General features: G+C 40.3%; 18 protein-coding genes and 4 tRNA genes. 14 read left to right on the top strand and 8 right to left on the bottom strand.

The features are described 5' to 3' along the window. Positions 1 to 301: 301 nt before the first annotated feature. Complete coding sequence (locus GQR53_RS12230) at positions 302 to 1,045, bottom strand: class I SAM-dependent methyltransferase (protein ID WP_165744050.1); 744 nt, start codon at positions 1,043 to 1,045, stop codon at positions 302 to 304. 217 nt (positions 1,046 to 1,262) lie between these two features. Further along, complete coding sequence (gene queE / locus GQR53_RS12225; RefSeq protein ID WP_002960417.1) at positions 1,263 to 1,928, bottom strand: 7-carboxy-7-deazaguanine synthase QueE; 666 nt, start codon at positions 1,926 to 1,928, stop codon at positions 1,263 to 1,265. A gap of 145 nt (positions 1,929 to 2,073) precedes the next feature. Here queE and queC point away from each other — a divergent pair, with 145 nt between their 5' ends. Then, the gene (gene queC, locus GQR53_RS12220; protein WP_002960416.1) at positions 2,074 to 2,730 is read left to right on the top strand and encodes a 7-cyano-7-deazaguanine synthase QueC; all 657 of its coding nucleotides are present in this window, start codon (positions 2,074 to 2,076) and stop codon (positions 2,728 to 2,730) included. A 94-nt stretch (positions 2,731 to 2,824) separates the two neighbouring features. Here queC and GQR53_RS12215 read toward each other — a convergent pair whose 3' ends face one another. Then, positions 2,825 to 3,274, bottom strand: coding sequence for an isoprenylcysteine carboxylmethyltransferase family protein (locus GQR53_RS12215; RefSeq protein ID WP_165744049.1), 450 nt, complete (start codon positions 3,272 to 3,274; stop codon positions 2,825 to 2,827). A gap of 207 nt (positions 3,275 to 3,481) precedes the next feature. Here GQR53_RS12215 and GQR53_RS12210 point away from each other — a divergent pair, with 207 nt between their 5' ends. Continuing rightward, positions 3,482 to 3,724 carry a hypothetical protein gene (locus GQR53_RS12210; RefSeq protein WP_010553668.1) on the top strand — a complete coding sequence of 81 codons (243 nt, stop codon included), beginning with the start codon at positions 3,482 to 3,484 and terminating at the stop codon, positions 3,722 to 3,724. 4 nt (positions 3,725 to 3,728) lie between these two features. On the opposite strand, the gene GQR53_RS12205 is transcribed toward GQR53_RS12210, so the two are convergent. The 5 genes from GQR53_RS12205 to GQR53_RS12185 form a co-directional block, all read right to left on the bottom strand. Next, positions 3,729 to 4,751: a hypothetical protein gene (locus tag GQR53_RS12205; RefSeq protein ID WP_165744048.1), complete on the bottom strand. Its 1,023-nt coding sequence runs from the start codon at positions 4,749 to 4,751 to the stop codon at positions 3,729 to 3,731. Between the two features lie 101 nt (positions 4,752 to 4,852). Then, positions 4,853 to 5,533: a tRNA (adenine(22)-N(1))-methyltransferase TrmK gene (locus GQR53_RS12200; protein WP_165744047.1), complete on the bottom strand. Its 681-nt coding sequence runs from the start codon at positions 5,531 to 5,533 to the stop codon at positions 4,853 to 4,855. Beyond that, positions 5,534 to 6,472, bottom strand: a complete 939-nt coding sequence (locus tag GQR53_RS12195; RefSeq protein WP_165744046.1) for a class I SAM-dependent methyltransferase — start codon at positions 6,470 to 6,472, stop codon at positions 5,534 to 5,536. It abuts the gene before it with no gap. Between the two features lie 2 nt (positions 6,473 to 6,474). Next, on the bottom strand, positions 6,475 to 8,469 hold the full coding sequence (gene uvrB, locus GQR53_RS12190) for an excinuclease ABC subunit UvrB (RefSeq protein WP_165744045.1): 1,995 nt from the start codon (positions 8,467 to 8,469) through the stop codon (positions 6,475 to 6,477). After that, on the bottom strand, positions 8,466 to 9,845 hold the full coding sequence (locus tag GQR53_RS12185; RefSeq protein ID WP_165744044.1) for an MATE family efflux transporter: 1,380 nt from the start codon (positions 9,843 to 9,845) through the stop codon (positions 8,466 to 8,468). Before GQR53_RS12185 ends, uvrB begins: the two co-directional genes overlap by 4 nt. Before the next feature lie 1,050 nt (positions 9,846 to 10,895). Between GQR53_RS12185 and GQR53_RS12180 the strand changes: the two genes are divergently transcribed. From GQR53_RS12180 to GQR53_RS12125, 12 genes are all read left to right on the top strand, one after another. Beyond that, positions 10,896 to 10,972 (top strand) — tRNA-Asn (locus GQR53_RS12180). Positions 10,973 to 10,992: 20 nt separating this feature from the next. Further along, positions 10,993 to 11,069 (top strand) — tRNA-Asn (locus GQR53_RS12175). 21 nt (positions 11,070 to 11,090) lie between these two features. After that, positions 11,091 to 11,167, top strand: a tRNA-Asn gene (locus tag GQR53_RS12170). A gap of 26 nt (positions 11,168 to 11,193) precedes the next feature. After that, positions 11,194 to 11,270 (top strand) — tRNA-Asn (locus GQR53_RS12165). A gap of 148 nt (positions 11,271 to 11,418) precedes the next feature. Then, positions 11,419 to 13,362 (top strand): GGDEF domain-containing protein, encoded by a 1,944-nt coding sequence (locus GQR53_RS12160; RefSeq protein WP_039487283.1) that lies wholly within the window; start codon positions 11,419 to 11,421, stop codon positions 13,360 to 13,362. A 208-nt stretch (positions 13,363 to 13,570) separates the two neighbouring features. Continuing rightward, complete coding sequence (gene rsxA, locus GQR53_RS12155) at positions 13,571 to 14,152, top strand: electron transport complex subunit RsxA (protein WP_008134172.1); 582 nt, start codon at positions 13,571 to 13,573, stop codon at positions 14,150 to 14,152. A 1-nt stretch (position 14,153) separates the two neighbouring features. Next, positions 14,154 to 14,708, top strand: a complete 555-nt coding sequence (rsxB, locus tag GQR53_RS12150) for an electron transport complex subunit RsxB (protein ID WP_002960333.1) — start codon at positions 14,154 to 14,156, stop codon at positions 14,706 to 14,708. Positions 14,709 to 14,716: 8 nt separating this feature from the next. Next, the gene (gene rsxC / locus GQR53_RS12145; protein ID WP_165744043.1) at positions 14,717 to 17,140 is read left to right on the top strand and encodes an electron transport complex subunit RsxC; all 2,424 of its coding nucleotides are present in this window, start codon (positions 14,717 to 14,719) and stop codon (positions 17,138 to 17,140) included. Further along, positions 17,137 to 18,195 carry an electron transport complex subunit RsxD gene (rsxD, locus tag GQR53_RS12140; protein ID WP_165744042.1) on the top strand — a complete coding sequence of 353 codons (1,059 nt, stop codon included), beginning with the start codon at positions 17,137 to 17,139 and terminating at the stop codon, positions 18,193 to 18,195. The genes rsxC and rsxD overlap by 4 nt, the downstream gene beginning before the upstream one ends. Beyond that, complete coding sequence (gene rsxG / locus GQR53_RS12135; protein WP_149602385.1) at positions 18,192 to 18,833, top strand: electron transport complex subunit RsxG; 642 nt, start codon at positions 18,192 to 18,194, stop codon at positions 18,831 to 18,833. Before rsxD ends, rsxG begins: the two co-directional genes overlap by 4 nt. Beyond that, complete coding sequence (locus GQR53_RS12130) at positions 18,830 to 19,528, top strand: electron transport complex subunit E (RefSeq protein ID WP_024595474.1); 699 nt, start codon at positions 18,830 to 18,832, stop codon at positions 19,526 to 19,528. Before rsxG ends, GQR53_RS12130 begins: the two co-directional genes overlap by 4 nt. A 49-nt stretch (positions 19,529 to 19,577) precedes the next feature. Beyond that, positions 19,578 to 20,012: endonuclease III (locus GQR53_RS12125; protein WP_165744041.1), on the top strand; the 435-nt coding region annotated here is incomplete at its 3' end.

Genomic DNA, 20,012 nt, shown 5'->3' with positions numbered 1-20,012 from the left:
AATTTTATACTGGTATTCACTTTAAAAGATCTCACTACTCAATTTAGTTGAGTCTCTAGATATTCGCTCAAGTAAATCTCAACCACAATAGATAGAAGAAGTTATTAATAAAATAATTGGGCTAAAGGTTATTACTTTGGGATAAAATTTACTGTGTCGGATGGCGCTTCGCTTATCCGACCTACGTTTTCAAATATATAATGCGGGGTTATTGGGCCGTGTGTATTGGAGGTTCGTTGGAGCTTGTTGGGTTTCGCTGCGCTCTACCCAAACTTTTATCTCTTCTTGATGAATGTTCGCCTTAAATTTTTACGCAGACAAAAATGGCGTTGCCTGAGCGCTCTGCCCATGGGGTTATTTTATCGTAGTCATGTTCAAATATGTGGATTTCGAAGTACGGTTTTAAGGCTTCTTTAAGCTCGGTATAACTAAAAGCGACCATTGGGTGCTCGTCGTACCATACGAGTGTTTTATCTGCGGTGGTTTTTTCTATGCTGAGTTTTAATAACTGTTTGCTGCCAGTGCCACTGTAATGCCAACCAGAGCGAAATGTGAAGAAGCTATTTTCGCTTGTTGCTGTGTGCTCTACAAATGAATCGCTGTCGATTTTGTTTTTATCAACCGTGTTAAAACAAAATATTCCACCTACGTTTAATGCGCTGTGTACGCTGGCAAGGCATTCTTTTAACTTATTTATGCCGTCGCAGTAATGGATTGAATACAAAAAGCAGGTAATTAAATCCAAGTGCTCGGTTACCTTAAATTCACTCATGTTTTGCAACGAAAATTGCGCTTCTGGGCAGCGCGTTTTTGCTTTATCTAGCATTGGCTGGTTTAAATCAAGCCCACTACTTTTGTAACCGTTATCAATAAAGTGGCGCACATGCGGGCCGGTGCCACACGCTAAATCGAGATGGGTGTTTGCGCCATTACCAAAAATTTGGTGCAGCCTGTGAATAGAATTGCTTTGGGCTTGATAATTAATATCTGCACACATTAAGTCGTAGTAATCAGAAAGGTCGGTGTAAAGCGCGTTTGCGGACATATAAGCCTAGTGGTAAGTAGTAGAATATTTTTAAGTCGCGCATAGTAAACTAGTTAGGGCTATTAGCGAAGAAGATATGTGCTTTAGGGTTGTCGGGTGGCGCTTCGCTTATCCGACCTACGTATTTAAATATTATAAAACGTTATTAGAAAATGGTGCGGAAGTGGAGATTTGTTGGGTTTAGCTTCGCTCTACCCAACATACGCAATATAACTCTTTAACTAATTCCTAAATACTTATGTACTTGTATTGATAGGCGCCAGTTTTTGGCAATACAGGTGTCGATTGCGAGTTTAGTTGCTGATACTTTTTGGCTAATTGGCTGTAAATAAACAAGCTTAGGATTAACGCCTGTTTTAGCAAATAATTCTTCTAACTCTTCTACATGCTTTTGCATGGCAACGGGGTGTTTAATTTCGTTGGCACGCTTCATGGTGCTGGTAAGTACTTCATAACCACCGCGCATATTGATTTTTGGTGATACCGTTACCCATGTTTGCTCTGGGGCAAGTATTTCGAACGTGCCGCTGGTTTCTATTTGTGTACTAAAGCCGTGTTCGTGTAATAAGTTACAGACTGGATTTAAATCAAACATACATGGCTCGCCGCCAGTAATAACTACGTGCTTTGCGGTATAACCACGTGATTGAAACAACGCTAAAATTTGCTCTGCACTGGCGTTAGCCCAATGATCTGAGTCGGCTTTTTTTTCTACAGTTTCATCCAGCGATACTTTATATACATTATCAACATCCCACGTTTGCTTGGTGTCGCACCAAGAGCAGCCTACTGGGCAGCCTTGCAGACGTAAAAATATTGAGGGTGTGCCAGTAAAGCTAGCTTCACCTTGAATGGTTTCAAACACTTCATTAATTTTGTACAAAAGAGATCTCACTTACTACCTAGCAGCCAAATTGCTACTATTAAAAAACCAAAAAGCGCTGTGCAAAAATTGTTATTTAAGCTGCGGCCGTGTAGTATATCGCGCCCTGATATAAACCTCTATTAAAACTAAGAGCAAAACAGATATGACGCAAAAAGTAGTTGTTATTTATTCCGGCGGTATGGACTCATTTACCGTATTAAATAAAGCCCTGCAACAAGGCCATGATGTATATGCCCTTTCATTTGACTATGGTCAGCGTCATGTAAAAGAGCTTAAAGTAGCGGCAAGTGTGTGTGAAAAATTAAACGTTCCACATAAAATTGTTGATATTTCGGCGATTAACCAACTTATTGGTGGCTCATCACTTACTGATGATATTGATGTACCTGAAGGCCATTACGAAGAAGAAAGCATGAAAAGTACGATTGTACCTAATCGTAATATGATTTTGCTCTCGCTTGCTGTTGGTTACGCGGTATCACTTAAAGCTAGCCAAGTTTATTACGGCGCTCACTCTGGGGATCATGCTATTTACCCTGACTGCCGTCCTGAATTTGTGCAAAAAATGGATGATGTGTGTCGTATTGCGAACTACGACGCGGTAGAAATTTTTAGCCCGTATTTAAATAATACTAAAATTGGTATTTTAACCGACGGTATTGAAATGGGTTTAGATTACAGCCAAACGTGGACCTGTTATAACGGCCGTGAAAAGGCCTGTGGTAAATGTGGCGCGTGCCAAGAACGCCTTGAAGCATTTGCACTAAATAACATTACAGACCCGTTAGAATACGAATAAGCCGCAATTAATTAGTAATACAATTGCTGCAAACAAAAAAAGGCTATCATCGATAGCCTTTTTTGTTTGTCAGGTTTTAAGTCAATGGTATTGATTACAGCCAGCGTTTTACGCGCGCTTTGTAAGCGGTAAACTCTTCGCCAAATAATTTAGTGAGCGCACGCTCCTCGGGTATTATTTGAAAAAACGTTAAATACGCAATAAACCCGATAATACATAAAAGCGCCCACAAGGAACTTAACCAAACACCCCACCCTGCTAAAATAAATGCAAAACCCACGTACATTGGGTTACGCGAAATTTTATAAATGCCGCTCGTAATAAGTTTTGACGCTTGCTCAGGTTTATTTGGGCTTACTGTGGTGTTTGCTATTTTAAAGCTCGCCACCCCTGCAATACAAAAAACACACCCAATAATGACCAAACTTGCTGCTAAGTAGGTAATAAAGGCGGTGAAATCAATAACACTGTAATGCGCAATAAGCGCCATTATGCCTGCAAAAAAAAGCACAACGATAACCGGTGGAATTTTATTATTTAACATGGCAACTCACTGTATTGATTAATTATGTTTATTATATGGTGGCTATGCAACCATTAAACAATATCTGAAGTGTATAAATGATGAACACGCTCAAAGCTGAACTTAAATAAAGTATACAAATTAAGTTACAATTGTCAGCTTTATCAAAAGCGCTTAAAGGTTATACTTTAACCATAAACGAATAATGAAATGAGAAGGAATGAGGTTATGTCTGGAACTACGATGATTGTACTTATTGTGCTAATTTCGGTTGGCTCAGGAGTAGTTTACGATATGTATAAAAAGCACCTTGAGTTTAAGCATAAAATGCAAAACAACAACAGCGATGCCCATAAACAATTAGCTGAGACAAACGCGCAAGTGCTTGCATTAAAAGAGCGTGTACAAACACTTGAGGCTATTGTTACTGATTCAAGCTTTAACGTTAAAGATGAAATTAATAAACTTTAAGTTGTTATAGGTAATTTGGATATAAATGTGCATTTTCTGGCTGCTCAATGCCGTGAGCAGCTAAAAACCCACCAATAGCTTGCCCGCAGCCCTGTGGTGCTCGCCCACTGTCTATCTCAAAGTTTAACTGATTAGCGTGTTGCTTACCCATAGAGCAAAGCCCTACGGTGCTTGGCGAGCGCATAGCGATACTTAGGTTACCTATTTGTTCAACTACAACGTGCTTACTAAAACGGGCAAAACCTTTGTATTTAAACTGCTCGTTTACGTATTCATTGCTTGTCGCAACAAGGGCTGCAATAAACCCATGTAAAAAGCTATTAGCTGACGAGTCAGACGTTAAAAACGAAATAGTCTTGTTATTAAATTCACTTAACTGACACTCGTTACATAACAACTCAACGGTGTATAGGTGTTGCCCTGCTATTTGCTGATGACCTTGTAATGTAACGTTTGCACCTGCAAACACAACACGTTTTAGTAACTCATTAACTGATGTTTGTACACAGCGTCCTTTCACAAGTTCTGGATTTTGCGCCATAACAGGTAAGTCGTGATGATTATTAAAAGGTGTACTCGTTGCATGGTGTTGCGTTAACTGAAAAAGCTCTCTTACTTCGTGTTCACGCGCTACTTTTAACGCTAAAAATGCGGTTTGAATAAGTTCTGAAGTAGGTAAGTTTTCCTCTACAATCCAGCGTCTGCCAAATAATAGTTTTTTGGCCTTGCCTTCGTTAGTAGATGCGCTTTTTTGGTAGTTATCGGGGCTCAGCACTGCTACTTGCAGATAGATTTCTTCACCTTTTTGTGCTGCGAGCACTCTAAAGTGAGCCGAAAACTCAATACTCTCAAGTACTTCGTTTACACTTTGAAGCGTGTGCTTGTAACGTAAAAAATGCTGTGGCACCACCCAATTACTATTAGCCAATTGCACAAGGGGTGCATAAGAAATAGGTTGCTCGTAACTGTGTTGCCATTTTTGCTCATTGCTGAGCAAATGATTAATGTGACTCTTGTTATCTGACATAAATAAACCAAATAAACTCGCGTAGTGCGATATAAACTATGAACACATTACGTCGTCAATATCGTAATTAGATCACATGTACGCCCTAATTTTGGGCTTTTTTAACTATCGGTGAGTTCTTGATAGTCTGTTATAACTTTTTGATAGTATGGCTTATCTTTATCGAGCATTTTATTATAATGATTTATGAGTTGTCGTTGGTACATAGCGTGCTCTGTACTAGCAAAGTCCCACATTTTGTTGCCTGTATGGCTAATTTCATTATTGGTACTAAAGCTCACTTCAATCACTTCATAAAAACGTTTGTTGTCGTAAACTATTTGTTCACTTATCAGCCCTAAACCGAGTTGTTTTAAACCCACTCGCAACTTATAAGTGTGATGCACTGGGCATAAAATAAACCGAACATTATTTAAATGCTCCACTGCGTTATTAGCAATAATTTGTTGTACTAAACTTAACAACAGCTCACCACCAACACCCGCTATTACAACTACTTGGCTTTTACTTAGAGCAATTTCAATTTTGCCTACATCCTGACATAAGACCTGCCACTGCGGATTTTTATCACAGGTTTTTTGTAATTTATTAATAGATGATAATTGCGCTTCTAGATCGTTCATTAAAGTGGCGACTATATCTACAAAAATAACCTGGTTTGCAGCTGCGCGTTTTAATAGCGCCATGCCTAAATAACCATGGTCGCAGCAACAATCCCAAATAATATCGTGATGCTGCGAAATTAATGTATCAATGGCAGTTAGGCGTTTACTGAGCTTCATTTAAGCAGGTATTTGTGACGTTTTATAGACAAGCGCTTTTAAACTTTTGTCCTTGTCTACTTCAATAAAACGCTCGGTGGGGGCTAGGCGCTGTACAAATTCAATTGCGCCTTGGGTGTGCTCGTTTATTAACGCCTTAAACGCCTCTTCGCTAAGCTCTGGGCTATTAGCGCACAATAACAATTGTGTGGTATCGCAAAGTAACTCTGGCAACCTGCGCAGCACTTTTTGATAATCTTTAGTTAATATAAAACTGCCTTTTTGAAAGCTTGGCGGATCAACTATTATTAAATCAAACGGGGCTGCTTTTTTTAGTTTTCCAAACGATTTTAAAATATCGTGAGGTAAAAAACTGACGCCGCGCTCAAAACCGTTTAGTTGATGGTTTTGCTTACCGACTTTAAGTACCCCTTTGCTCATATCCATATTCATCACATGATCTGCCCCGCCTTGCATTGCAGCAAGCGAAAACCCACATGTATACGAAAACAAATTAAGCACTTTGCCATGCTTGCTATTAGCCATTACAAATTCACGGCCGCTACGCATATCGGGAAATATTCCGGTATTTTGGCGGCTCTTTAAATCAACCAAAAAGCGAATGCCATTTTCGATTACAACATGTGGGTTAGGTAATTGTCCATAAACCACGGTGTTTTGGCTTTGTACGCCAGCACGTTGCTGGTACACAAGTGACGTAATAAGCTCAGGCTGATTTTTTTGTGCCCACTGCCACACAACATTGGTGAGCTCGCTTAGTGTTTGCTCATCAATTTCATCGTACGAAACCAAAAATAAACTTGGCGGGTAAAAGTCTAAATTAATATGGCTTAATGCTTCGACGCTGTGGCCTCGGCCATGAAAAACACGACACAGTTCATTTTTTAAAATTGGCGCGTTTTCAAGCGCAGTAATAAGAGGTGTAAAGTTTGCTGTCATTTTTAATTAATCAACTGTTGTTGTAGTTCATGTATTTCATCGCGAACAGAGCCCGCTTTTTCAAATTCTAGGTCGCTTGCGTATGCATGCATTTTGGTTTCAAGCTGCTTAATTTGCACGGCAATTTCTTTCGCACTAAGAACCTTTTTAGACTCTTTACGAATAAGTTTAAGGTTGTCTTTAGGGGATGCTTCTTCGCCTACATCCATTACATCAAGTATTTTTTTAGCCAGAGCATGAGGCTCTATGCCGTGCTCAACGTTATATGCATGCTGAATTTCGCGCCTGCGTGCTGTTTCGTCCATGGCTTTTGCCATTGATTTTGTAATTCTGTCGCCATATAAAATAGCGCGGCCATCTAAGTGACGAGCAGCACGGCCAATAGTTTGTATCAGCGAGCGAGCCGAGCGTAAAAAACCCTCTTTGTCAGCATCAAGTATGGCAACAAGTGCCACCTCTGGCATATCAAGGCCTTCTCGCAGTAAGTTAATGCCCACTAACACATCAAACACGCCAGCTCGTAAGTCACGAATTATTTCTACGCGCTCAACGGTATCAATGTCTGAATGTAAGTAACGTACTTTTACATTATGCTCGCTTAGGTAGTCTGTTAAATCCTCAGACATACGTTTAGTAAGTGTAGTTACCAGTACGCGTTCGCCCTTCTCCACACTTTTGTATATTTCTGAGAGTAAATCATCAACCTGATCGCCCACAGGGCGTACTTCTATAAGTGGGTCGAGCAGACCTGTTGGGCGAATTACTTGCTCTGCTACTTCGCCTGCGCTGCGCTCAAGCTCAAAGTCGCCAGGCGTTGCTGATACATAAATAGTTTGTGGTGCTATGGCTTCAAATTCTTCAAAACGCAGTGGCCTATTATCCATTGCTGAGGGCATTCTAAAACCATACTCAACAAGGTTTTCTTTACGGCTTCTGTCGCCTTTATACATTGCGCCAATTTGCGATACGGTTACATGCGATTCATCAATAATCATTAATGCGTCATCAGGTAGGTAATCAAGCAATGTTGGCGGTGGATCGCCTGGCGTACGCCCCGATAAATAGCGGCTGTAGTTTTCTATACCCGAGCAATAACCAAGCTCGGTCATCATTTCTATATCGTATTGCGTTCGCTGTGCTACACGTTGCTCTTCTACTAATTTGTTTGCACTGAGTAACTGGGCGCGTCGCTCTTTTAGTTCTTCTTTTATTTTTTCGATAGCGCCAAGTATTTTTTCACGCGGGGTAACATAGTGCGTTTTAGGATAAATAGTAGCGCGCACTATGTGCTTTTCAATAGCACCGGTAAGCGGGTCAAAAATACTTAAGCGTTCTATTTCATCATCAAACATTTCTACACGTACAGCAAAAGTGTCTGACTCAGCTGGGAATATATCAACTACTTCGCCACGTACGCGGTATGTACCTCGGCTAAAATCTATATCATTGCGGGTATATTGTATTTCAGCAAGGCGGCGTAGCATGTCGCGTTGATCGACTTTTTCGCCCACTTTTAAAAGCAGCATCATTTTCATGTACGATTTAGGGTCACCCAAACCATAAATAGCCGATACCGATGCCACAATAATGGTGTCGCGACGCTCAAGCAATGCTTTGGTCGCGCTTAAACGCATTTGCTCTATGTGCTCATTTATCGAAGCATCTTTTTCAATAAATGTGTCGCTAGATACAACATAGGCTTCTGGCTGGTAGTAATCGTAATACGATACAAAGTATTCAACCGCGTTTTTAGGAAAAAACTCTTTCATCTCGCCGTATAGCTGCGCAGCCAATGTTTTATTGTGCGCCATTATTATTGTAGGACGGTTTAAATCGCTAATAATATTGGCCATGGTGAAGGTTTTACCTGTACCGGTGGCACCTAATAACGTTTGGTGTGCAAGCCCCGCTTCTAAACCTTCGCATAGCTGTTTAATGGCGGTAGGCTGATCGCCTGCTGGTTTGAAATGTGATTTTAACTGAAAATGGTCGCTCAATTATTGCACTCCTGTAACGATTCGCCGCTCAGCGCTTCTAGTTTTTTCATAAACCATTTATATGCCACTATTGCTGTAAATAAATTACCTATGGCAGCGCCTATAAATAACCCTAATAATCCGGCTATTTCGTTGCCGATATAAGCAAATGGTACATAAAATATGAATAAACGAATAACGCTTAGTACCAATGCGTTCATTGGTTTATGTAAAGCATTAAACGATGAGTTTGATAATATGATCACCCCTTGTAAGCCATAGCTTAATGGGATGGTATAAATAAAGAGCTTAATTACATCTATTACGGCTTGTTCTTTACCAAATAATTGGCTTATTACACCTGAAAATGCAATTAGTAATACGTAAATGGCAAATTGCAATACCATCACAAATTTTAGTGTGTCGGTATACGCTTCTTTAACACGGCATAATTTGCCAGCCCCAAAGTTTTGACTCACAAATGGCGGTAATGTCATCGATAACGCAAGCACTAAAATACTTGCAATAGATTCTATCCGGCTTCCTACTCCAAATGCGGCCACGGCTTCTGGCCCATGATGCGCTACTAAGGCGGTCATTACAGCCATTGCAACGGGTGTAAGCATGTTTGCACCTGCAGCAGGTAAACCAATTTTTAATATTTTACGAATAGCGCCAGTTACAGTTTGCTTGCCCGCTTTGAGACTCAACAAACGTTTTTTAACCACTAATATATATAAAATAATAACCACAGCGACCGACCATGCAACAACACTTGCTATGGCAGCGCCTTGAATTCCTAACGCTGGTACCGGCCCAAAGCCAAATATAAGTATTGGGTCAAGTACGGCGTTTATCAGCCCAGCTCCGCCCATTACTATACTTGGCGTTTTGGTATCACCGCTGGCACGCAGTACCGAGTTACCAATCATTGGGGTTATTAAAAATACGCTACCGATAAACCATACATTCATGTATTCATGTATTAACGGCAATACTTGTGCGCCCGCTCCTAGCAAAGTAAATATGGGGTCAATCAGTAAATATCCAACAGATGACAATACAATAACCAAAACCACACCAACCATTAAAGAAATACTGGCATCAAAACGTGCTTCATCAATTTTATTACTGCCGAGCGCTTTCGCTATTACTGCTGATGTACCGATCCCCAGCCCTATTGCTAAGCTAATAACGGTAAAAGTAACTGGAAATGTAAAGCTCACAGCAGCTAGCGGTTCGGTGCCAAGTAAACTTATAAAAAAGGTGTCTACAATATTGAACATCATTAGTGTGATCATGCCGAATATCATCGGTATGGTCATCGTCTTTAATGTAGACAAGATAGGATCGTTTAGTAAATCTGGGCGAGTCTGAGATTTTGAAATTGCGCGCATGAAATAAATAGGCCTCTTTTACTGAACGAATCATTTTAAAGCATCAAGGCAGTTCAAGCCACGGATTTATCACTACAATTGATGTAATTACGAAGTAAATATTCTAAAAAATAGTAAAACTTGGTTTTTACATCTTTTTGTTAAAATAGAGCCTAAACACGCCAAAAAACAATTAAAACACATTTTTATAACTTTTATTACAAACACCCTGTGTTATCTGATGCTTTTTTACACAAAGCAACTACTTGGTTTATCGTTACGAAAAAATTCATTCATGGAGTTACATCTATTAGCCAGCAAAACATAACCTACTGTTTTACAATGAATAAAAAATAGTGATTTAAAAGCTTGAAATCGTTGTAGCACCCTAAAACATTGGTGCCGATGATGTTCTTAAAGTTTCATAAACAGAGTTATCCACAGAAACCGTGGATAACTCATTCAAAGCCGCATTTATAAAGGCCTTGAGAGACTCGCAATTTTCGCTGAGGTCTAATCAATTGTTGATTTGCTAATTGTGGCATTTTTATAAACTCACACTGAAAACGCAAGCTTGCCGATTTTTCTTCTTAACATAGTTATACGTTAGTAAATAAAAAACGTTTAATACAAAGTTAAGTTATTGATTGTTCTATTTTTGAGCGAAGATAATAAATGCTCAATTTATAGATCAAAATTGGATCACTATTAAGGGGAAAAATACTTTTATGACTATTCGTGCAGGTATATTTTTAGAAAATTAAAATAAAAAAGTAAATAAATACGAAGAATACCCCAAAGTAAAAAATGAAATTTTATGTTTTTGAGTTGTTTTTTAATTACAAGTGGCTTTAATGGCGTGTTTAATTTAACCAATTTAAAGACTCAACAATAATAAAACTCGCATTAGTATTCTTAAATTCTTAAAAAAACAGCTTTAATAGAGCTACAAATCACGCAGATCGAACACAAAAACAACGAATAAACCTATTTTTTCAATTTATGACTTTTATATGTTGACACTTTGCGGCTCCATCATTAATATTTCGCCCCGTTGAAAGGCAAGACGCTTCCCCCTTAGCTCAGTTGGTTAGAGCGACGGACTGTTAATCCGCAGGTCCCCCGTTCGAGTCGGGGAGGGGGAGCCAAGTTTTCAACCATAAACGATTCCCCCTTAGCTCAGTTGGTTAGAGCGACGGACTGTTAATCCGCAGGTCCCCCGTTCGAGTCGGGGAGGGGGAGCCAAGTTTATGTTTATGATGTAGTTCCCCCTTAGCTCAGTTGGTTAGAGCGACGGACTGTTAATCCGCAGGTCCCCCGTTCGAGTCGGGGAGGGGGAGCCAAATCATAATAATATCAGTACTTTAGTTCCCCCTTAGCTCAGTTGGTTAGAGCGACGGACTGTTAATCCGCAGGTCCCCCGTTCGAGTCGGGGAGGGGGAGCCAATTCTAAGAATTTCATAGACATTCAAAGCTATTTCCACTACTCTTCCTTATATAACTAAAGCATTAGTTTAATTCTTTAATGCGCTGTACTTAGTTTATTAATCAAGGACTTGATTCCTTCCCTTTTGATCATTAAAAGACTGAAAACATGGCTGGATTTAAAAAACTTATTTTTATACAAATTATCTCTTGGTTATTGTGTGTTGCAGCAGGAAGCTACTTCATATCTATAAGCTTTGATACTGCGGTAAGTGATGCACAAAAAAATGCACAAACAACTGTTACTAAGTATATTAATGACCTTTCTTTAGACGATATTTCTGCTCAAAATTTAAAACAATCAATTGCAGATGGTAATACGTTTTCAAGCTTTACTCTAAGAGATTACCAAGGTGCTGAAGTATTTAGCATTAACCCCCCTACTCAATTACCAATGTTTGCTGATTTTGTACTCTCTAACTTTAACTCTGTACGCCCACAGTTTGCTGTGAACGATGCCGCAGATATAAAAGTTGAATTTGTACTTAACATTGAGCATTTAGCGTCGCAGCTACAAACTTCCCTATTTATTGTTATTTTGATTTCTGCCATTTTAGTTATTATTCCAATAATTCTAATGAAATCTATTTTTTATCATTTAAATAAAAATATAAGTACAACAGTTGCTGACATTATCGATATTTATATCAATCAAAACCAACTTGATAATGATTTAGAAACAGCATTAGATGGCACTCGATTGAAAAAAATGGGAAAAGATTTAGTACCTAGTTTTAATCGGTTATCACATTTTTTAAAAAACAAAAACGAAGACATACAAAGCGCTGCTATGACTATCAAGCATGAAGCGTACAAAGATGTAATTACCTCGCTTGGTAATCGTAATATGTTTGTTGAGTACTACGAAAAAAATATTGAAAACACTGAGCAAAGTACATTTGGCTCTTTAGCTATGGTTCGTTGTAGCGAGCTACAAGCTATAAACCAAAGCCGTGGTTATCAAAAAGGTGACGAGTACGTTAAAGGCGTTGCTGATATTATTAAGCACATAAGCGGCACTTACACGGGTAGCCAAGTATTTAGATTAAACAGCTCTGATTTTGCGGTAGTACTCCCCCACATTCCTTTAAAAGAAGCTGAGCGCTTTGGTGAAAACCTGCAATCGCGTTTCACGCAGTACCAACAAAACCAAGAGTTAAGCTCGGTAGCTAATACAGGTATTGTAGGTTACGAAAAAGGTAAGCCCTTAGGCGAACTGCTTTCTGTTGTTGATAACGCGATGAGTATGGCGCAATCAAAACAGGTAAACGCATGGCACGTACAACGTGAAACTGATTTAGTTAATAATGTGAGTGCAGGTTTTGGTAATCAAAACTGGCGTAAGGTTATTAAGGAAGTTATTGAATCTAAGCGTGTGCATTTAGTGATGCAAAACATTATGCCGCTTGGTAAAAGCATAAAAGCCTACGCTGAAGTACAAGTTCGATTTAAAACAGAAGACAATCAGGTACTGCCTACCGCCTCTTTTTTAGCAATGGCCGAAAAGCTTGATATGGCAATAGAAATTGATCGCTTAATCATCGACTCTTCTCTTGAAAAAGTTAAAAGCCGTAATTTATCTGAAAAGTTTTTTGGTTTAAACGTAACAGCCTCTAGTGCACACAACGATCAGTTTGTAATTTGGCTAGAACGCCGATTATTAAAAGATACGCACATTGCATCTAAACTAGTATTTGAAGTTAGCGAGTTTGGTTTACAACAAAACATCAAAGCTAGTAAACGCTTTATCGACATGGTTCACCGCGTTGGTGCACGCGTAACTGTTGAACGTTTTGGTGTTGGCTTAACATCATTTAAATTTTTCCGCGATTTAAAACCTGACTTTATTAAAATGGATGCAAGTTACACTCGCGGCCTTGAAGACGATAAAAACAATCAGTACTTTATGCGCTTAATGGTTGATTTAGCCCACCGTATTGGTGTTAGCGTATTTGCTGAAGGCGTTGAGAGCCAAGAAGAAAAACACATTATAGAAACTTTGTGTTTAGATGGTGTGCAAGGTTATTACATAGAAAAACCTAAAGACATCTAATCAGGTTTTCAATTAATACAAAAAAGAGCATTCGTTGCTCTTTTTTTGTTTCTACTATTTTATCCTTACATCAAGATCACATTAATTTTACAGCCTTGTGATCAATATGTTTGTCCTGACGTTTATTTAACTGATAACAGCTCGCAAATGTTGTTTATCGAGGCAGAAAAAAGGATAATACGCAGGACTTTAATAGCGTGAGGCACACATGACAGAATATGTCTTGTTATTGATTGGAACCGTTCTGGTCAATAACTTTGTATTAGTACAATTTTTAGGCTTATGTCCATTTATGGGCGTATCAGGTAAGCTTGATACAGCGATTGGTATGTCTTTGGCAACCACGTTTGTGCTTACGCTTGCCTCTGTAACTAGCTATTTAGTTAATCAATATATTTTAATCCCTCTGGATATCGAATTTTTGCGTACCATGAGCTTTATTTTAGTGATTGCTGTTGTAGTGCAATTTACCGAAATGGTTGTGCGTAAAACCAGCCCTACCCTATATCGCTTACTTGGCATATTTTTACCGCTGATCACCACTAACTGTGCGGTATTAGGTGTGGCTTTATTAAATATCAAAGAAGATCATTCGTTTTTACAATCTGCAGTATATGGCTTTGGTGCTGCTGTTGGTTTTTCTTTAGTGCTTGTATTGTTTGCAGCACTACGCGAACGCTTAGCTGCTGCTGACGTTCCTACGCCTTTTAAAGGCGCCTCCATTGCAATGATCACCGCAGGCTTAATGTCGATGGCGTTTATGGGTTTTACTGGATTAGTGAAGTTTTAATATGACCTTGTTTTATGCCTTGATAGCGATTGGTTCGCTAGCACTCGTTTTTGGACTTATTTTAGGGTTTGCAGCAATACGCTTTCGTGTTGAAGGCAACCCTATTGTTGAGCAAATTGATACTATTTTGCCACAAACTCAATGCGGACAATGTGGCTACCCGGGTTGTCGCCCTTACGCCGAAGCCATAGCTAATGGCGATGAAATAAATAAATGCCCACCGGGCGGTGAATCAACCATGAAAAAGCTTGCCGGCTTAATGGGGGTTGATGAAAAACCACTTGCCGGTGGTGAGCAAGCAGAACCTATAAAAACAGTGGCTTATATTCGCGAAGACGAATGTATTGGTTGTACCAAATGTATTCAAGCCTGCCCAGTTGACGCTATTTTAGGCGCAACTCGTCAAATGCATACTGTATTAATTGATGAATGCACTGGCTGTGATTTATGTGTTGAGCCTTGTCCTGTAGATTGCATTGATATGCTACCTGTAGCCGAAACTAAACAAAACTGGAAATGGCAGCTAGACGCTATTCCTGTTACACAAATAGATTAGAGGTTTGAGTGGACAAGTTACTTGAACAAATAAAAAAAGGCACCGTGTGGGCATTTCCTGGCGGCATACACCCACCACAACAAAAGTCACTCTCCAATAGTGCGAGTATCACTCGCCTACCTTTGCCCGACAAACTCATTGTTGCGCTTAAGCAGCACATAGGTGCAAACGGTAAGTTACTTGTAGAAAAAGGCCAACACGTATTAAAAGGCCAACCATTAACAGCGCCTGCTGCTAACTGGTCGGTACCTGTGCATGCGCCAAGCTCTGGTGTGGTTACTGATATTGCACCTATGCCATCAGCACACCCATCGGCCCTGCCTGAACTAAGTGTTATTATTGAACCAGACGGCAAAGACGAATGGGTAGCTCTAAATAAAAATAAAAATCCTGCTGAGCTTAGTCATGACGAGCTGATAAATATTATTCATCAAGCCGGTATTAGCGGTATGGGTGGTGCTGGTTTTCCTACTTATGTAAAAGCAGATACCAAGCAACCTATCGAATTTTTAATTGTAAATGCTGTTGAGTGCGAACCTTATATTACTGCCGATGACGTTTTAATGCGCGAACACGCTAAAGAAGTTATCCAAGGCATTGAAATAATGCAGCAACTTTTAAACCCAACACTGTGCATTGTGGGTATAGAAGATAACAAGCCTGAAGCTATTGCAGCAATGAAGCAAGCAGCTGAGCATAACTCAAAAATTATTATTCAAACGGTGCCAACTATTTATCCATCTGGCGGTGAAAAGCAATTAATTAAATTACTTACTAACCGTGAAGTTCCTAGCATTGGTATTCCAGCCGATATTGGTATTTTAGTGCATAACACGGGTACTTTGTTTGCCGTACAACAAGCCGTTTATGAAGGTAAACCGCTAATTGAACGTATAGTTACAGTAACAGGCAACACTATTCATAAACCTGGAAATGTATGGGCACTACTTGGTACTGAAATAAAGCACTTACTTGATTGCCAAGGGTTCTCGCCTGTACCTCAACAAAGTGTTGTAATGGGCGGCCCAATGATGGGCTTTACGCTACCCACAGTACGTATCGGCATAGTTAAAACAACCAACTGTATTTTAGCGCCTGATCATAAAGAGCTAGCGGAACCCGGCCCTGAAAAAGCCTGTATACGTTGTAGCGCCTGTGCCGATGCCTGCCCTGCTTCTTTATTACCACAACAATTGCAGTGGTTTGCTAAATCAAAAGAGTACGACAAACTACAAGAGCACAATTTATTTGATTGTATTGAATGTGGTGCTTGTGCATACGTGTGCCCAAGCGAAATCCCTCTTGTACAGTACTACCGTATAGCCAAAGTTGAAATTAAAGAACAACAAGCTGACAAAATTAAAGCTGACAGAGCAAAAGAGCGTTTTGACGCCCGAAAAGAACGTTTAGAGCGTGAGCAAGAAGAACGCCAAAACCGCCATAAACGCAAACCTGCTGCTAAATCTGCTGACGAAAAACAAAAAGTAGCTGAGGCACTAGCCCGTGTTAAAAATAAATCAGATAACGGCGATGAAAAATCAGCTGTTGCTGCCGCTATTGCACGCGCTAAAGCTAAAAAGCAACAAGGCGAAGAACTAGAGCCAGATAACAGCGAAGTAGCAAAAGAACGCGCACTACGTAAAGAACAAGCGCGTAAATATAAAGAGCAAAAATCTCAAACAGATGAATCGGCCGAGACTGCACCCGTTGATGATAAAAAATCAGCAGTTGCTGCAGCCATTGCTCGCGCTAAAGCCAAAAAGGCAGCACAAGCAAATGAAGAGCCACAAAACGATGCCCCTGCTGATGATAAAAAGTCAGCGGTAGCTGCGGCCATTGCTCGTGCTAAAGCCAAAAAGGCAGCACAAGCATTAGATAACGCTGAACAATCAACAAATGAAGCACCACAAAGCGATGCCCCTGTTGATGATAAAAAAGCAGCGGTAGCGGCGGCCATTGCGCGCGCTAAAGCAAAAAAAGCGGCTAAAGCATTAGATGGCGCTGAGCAAACCGTGAGTGAAGAGCCACAAAGTGATGCCCCTGTTGATGATAAAAAAGCAGCGGTAGCGGCGGCCATAGCTCGTGCTAAAGCTAAAAAAGCAGCTAAAGCATTAGAAGAAGCCGAGCAAACCACAAGTGAAGAACCACAAACTGATGCCCCTGTTGATGACAAAAAAGCAGCGGTAGCGGCGGCTATTGCCCGCGCTAAAGCTAAAAAAGCAGCTAAAGCACTAGAAGATACCGAGCAAACTCAGCTACAAGTTGATAGCGCAGCACCTAAGAGTGCAGAAAGTAACACCGATGACTCATCAGATCTTATTAACGCAGATAAACCTAAATCAGCCGACGATAAGAAAAAAGCCGCCGTGGCTGCTGCAATTGCGAGAGCAAAAGCTAAAAAGTTACAAAAAGAAGGAAATAATCAGTCATGAAACTAACCATGGCCAGTTCACCGCATAATCACAGCCACAAATCGTTAACGCGATTAATGCTTAGCGTTATTGCTGCGTGTATTCCTGGGCTAATTGCTCAAGTTTTCTTTTTTGGTACAGGTGTGCTTATTCAACTAGTACTAGCGCTTGTTGCTGTAAGCATATTTGAAGCTGCAATAATGCTAATACGAAAGCGCCCTGTTTGGCCTGCATTAAGTGATGGCAGTGCGTGGCTTACTGCCGTGTTATTGGCATTGAGTATTCCACCACTTGCCCCTTGGTGGATAATCGTGATTGGCTGTTTATTTTCTATTGTTATAGTTAAACAGCTTTATGGCGGCCTCGGGTTTAACTTATTCAATCCAGCAATGGCGGCTTATGTACTGCTGTTAGTTTCGTTTCCGGTGCAAATGACCGCATGGTTGCCTGTTAGCGATTTAATAAATACGCCAATAGGCTTTGCTGATCAGCTAAGGCTAATATTTACCGATTTTACGGCCTCTGGGTTTAGTCTAGATCAAGTACGTGCAGGGGTTGATGGCCTAACAATGGCAACACCGCTGGATACTGTTAAGACAGACATAGCACACGGTTTAACCGTTACCGAAAGCATGCAAAAGCCAATATTTAACGAATGGGCTGGCCTTGGTTGGGCCTGGGTTAACTTAGGCTTTTTAGCCGGTGGTTTATACTTATTAAAAGCAAAAATAATTAACTGGCATATTCCTGTCAGTTTTATCGCAACTTTAGCTGTATGTAGTGCTATTGGTTATATCGCATCACCAGGTACAGAGCCGGGCACCCTATTTCACTTATTAAGTGGTGCCACTATGATGGGAGCCTTTTTTATAGCAACCGATCCGGTATCTGCAGCAACAACTAACAAAGGGCGCTTAATTTATGGCGCACTAATTGGCTTACTAATTTATTTAATTCGTACCTTTGGTGGTTTTCCTGATGCCATCGCATTTAGCGTATTACTGATTAATATTGCAGTGCCACTAATAGACTACTACACACAGCCACGTACTTATGGCCATGGAGCAGTAAAATGATCATTTCGTCAATGGCTAAAAATGGTGCTATTTTAACTGCGTTTGCATTAGCAACAACTGGCTTAGTTGCCTCTATCAACGCGCTTACTGCCGATAAGATTGCAGAGCAAGAACAACTGCAACTTACTGCGCAGCTACAAGAAGTGCTCGACCCAAAATCGTACGACAATCAATTATCACAAGATTGCGTAGTTATTACTGACGAAAAACTAGGCCCATACGCAAATCAAGTAATTTACCGTGCTCGTAAAAACAATAAACCAGTCGCTGTTGTTATTAGGCATGTTACGCCAAACGGCTACAGTGGCGATATTAACTTATTAACAGCGGTATTAAGCGATGGCACTATTGCTGGCGTCCGTACGACTAAACACGAAGAAACCCCTGGTTTAGGTGACAAAGTAGAAGTTAAAAAATCACTTTGGATCACAACATTTAAAAGCTTAACGGTTGAAGGCGAAGAAGACGCTCGCTGGGCTGTTAAAAAAGATGGCGGCCAGTTTGATCAATTTACAGGCGCGACCATAACGCCACGTGCTGTTGTGGGCTCTGTTAAAAATGCCGTATTATTCGCACAAACTAATTTTGATGATATTTTTGCAGCACCTAATGCTGAATGTATGGAGGTAGCTAAATGAGTGAGTTAAAAACATTATACAAAGAAGGTGTATGGGTAAATAACCCTGCCCTTGTACAGCTTTTAGGTTTATGTCCACTGCTTGCCGTTACCTCAACGGTAACAAATGCCTTAGGTTTAGGTTTAGCAACTTTACTCGTACTAATAGGCTCAAATGTTACCGTATCGATTGTGCGTAACTGGGTGCCAAAAGATATTCGTATACCTGTATTTGTAATGATCATCGCGGGCTTTGTAACAATAGTTCAATTACTTATGAACGCTTATACCTTTGGTTTATATCAATCATTGGGAATTTTTATCCCGTTGATTGTAACTAACTGCGCCATTATTGGCCGCGCCGAAGCATACGCCTCTAAAAATCCTGTTCATTTATCAGCATTTGACGGCTTAATGATGGGCTTAGGCTTTATGGCTGTATTGTTAGTGTTAGGAGCTATGCGTGAACTCATTGGCCAAGGTACGCTGTTTGACGGAGCCGATTTATTACTTGGCCCATGGGCACAGAGCATGCGCATAGAAGTATTTAACTTTGATAACCAATTTTTACTGGCAATTTTACCACCGGGTGCCTTTTTAGGGCTTGGGCTACTTATTGCTGCAAAAAACGTAATTGACGCACAAATAAAATCAAAACAAGTTGCACCGCCAGAGGCTGAAAAAGGTCCTCGAGCACGTGTTACTAGCTTAACTTAAGGGGAAAACGTATTAGAGCAACAATTAGCACTAATACGTTTTAAGTTGCATGAATAAAGAAAAACGTCACCAAATACTGTCGCGCCTGCGCGACGATAACCCGCACCCAGTTACAGAGCTTGGATATTCAAGCCCATTTGAGTTACTAGTAGCAGTAACTCTTTCAGCACAAGCAACTGATGTAGGCGTTAATAAAGCCACTCGAAAGTTGTTCCCTGTTGCTAATACACCACAAGCCATTTTAGATTTAGGTCACGATACACTGCGTGATTATATAAAAACCATAGGCTTATTTAACTCTAAAGCTGCCAACGTGTACAAAATGTGCCAAATATTGGTAGATGAACATAACAGCATCGTGCCAGAAAATCGTGAAGCCCTAGAAGCCCTACCAGGCGTTGGCCGTAAAACCGCTAATGTTGTACTCAACACAGCCTTTGGCTGGACGAAAGATAACGAAGGTAGATACTTTATAGCGGTAGAT

This window comes from Pseudoalteromonas sp. Z9A6 (assembly GCF_011378805.1).
GTDB classification, from domain to species: Bacteria; Pseudomonadota; Gammaproteobacteria; order Enterobacterales; family Alteromonadaceae; genus Pseudoalteromonas; species Pseudoalteromonas distincta.
Note: the sequence above shows the minus strand (reverse complement) of the source record. Positions and strands in the feature narration are given on the sequence as shown.

Excerpts from the sequence above, each read along its gene's own strand:
- GQR53_RS12230 (WP_165744050.1), bottom strand. The coding sequence starts at position 1,045 with ATGTCCGCAAACGCGCTTTACACCGACCTTTCTGATTACTACGACTTA.
- queC (WP_002960416.1), top strand. The coding sequence starts at position 2,074 with ATGACGCAAAAAGTAGTTGTTATTTATTCCGGCGGTATGGACTCATTT.
- GQR53_RS12215 (WP_165744049.1), bottom strand. The coding sequence starts at position 3,274 with ATGTTAAATAATAAAATTCCACCGGTTATCGTTGTGCTTTTTTTTGCA.
- GQR53_RS12210 (WP_010553668.1), top strand. The coding sequence starts at position 3,482 with ATGTCTGGAACTACGATGATTGTACTTATTGTGCTAATTTCGGTTGGC.
- GQR53_RS12205 (WP_165744048.1), bottom strand. The coding sequence starts at position 4,751 with ATGTCAGATAACAAGAGTCACATTAATCATTTGCTCAGCAATGAGCAA.
- GQR53_RS12200 (WP_165744047.1), bottom strand. The coding sequence starts at position 5,533 with ATGAAGCTCAGTAAACGCCTAACTGCCATTGATACATTAATTTCGCAG.
- GQR53_RS12195 (WP_165744046.1), bottom strand. The coding sequence starts at position 6,472 with ATGACAGCAAACTTTACACCTCTTATTACTGCGCTTGAAAACGCGCCA.
- GQR53_RS12185 (WP_165744044.1), bottom strand. The coding sequence starts at position 9,845 with ATGCGCGCAATTTCAAAATCTCAGACTCGCCCAGATTTACTAAACGAT.
- GQR53_RS12160 (WP_039487283.1), top strand. The coding sequence starts at position 11,419 with ATGGCTGGATTTAAAAAACTTATTTTTATACAAATTATCTCTTGGTTA.
- rsxA (WP_008134172.1), top strand. The coding sequence starts at position 13,571 with ATGACAGAATATGTCTTGTTATTGATTGGAACCGTTCTGGTCAATAAC.
- rsxB (WP_002960333.1), top strand. The coding sequence starts at position 14,154 with ATGACCTTGTTTTATGCCTTGATAGCGATTGGTTCGCTAGCACTCGTT.
- rsxD (WP_165744042.1), top strand. The coding sequence starts at position 17,137 with ATGAAACTAACCATGGCCAGTTCACCGCATAATCACAGCCACAAATCG.
- rsxG (WP_149602385.1), top strand. The coding sequence starts at position 18,192 with ATGATCATTTCGTCAATGGCTAAAAATGGTGCTATTTTAACTGCGTTT.
- GQR53_RS12130 (WP_024595474.1), top strand. The coding sequence starts at position 18,830 with ATGAGTGAGTTAAAAACATTATACAAAGAAGGTGTATGGGTAAATAAC.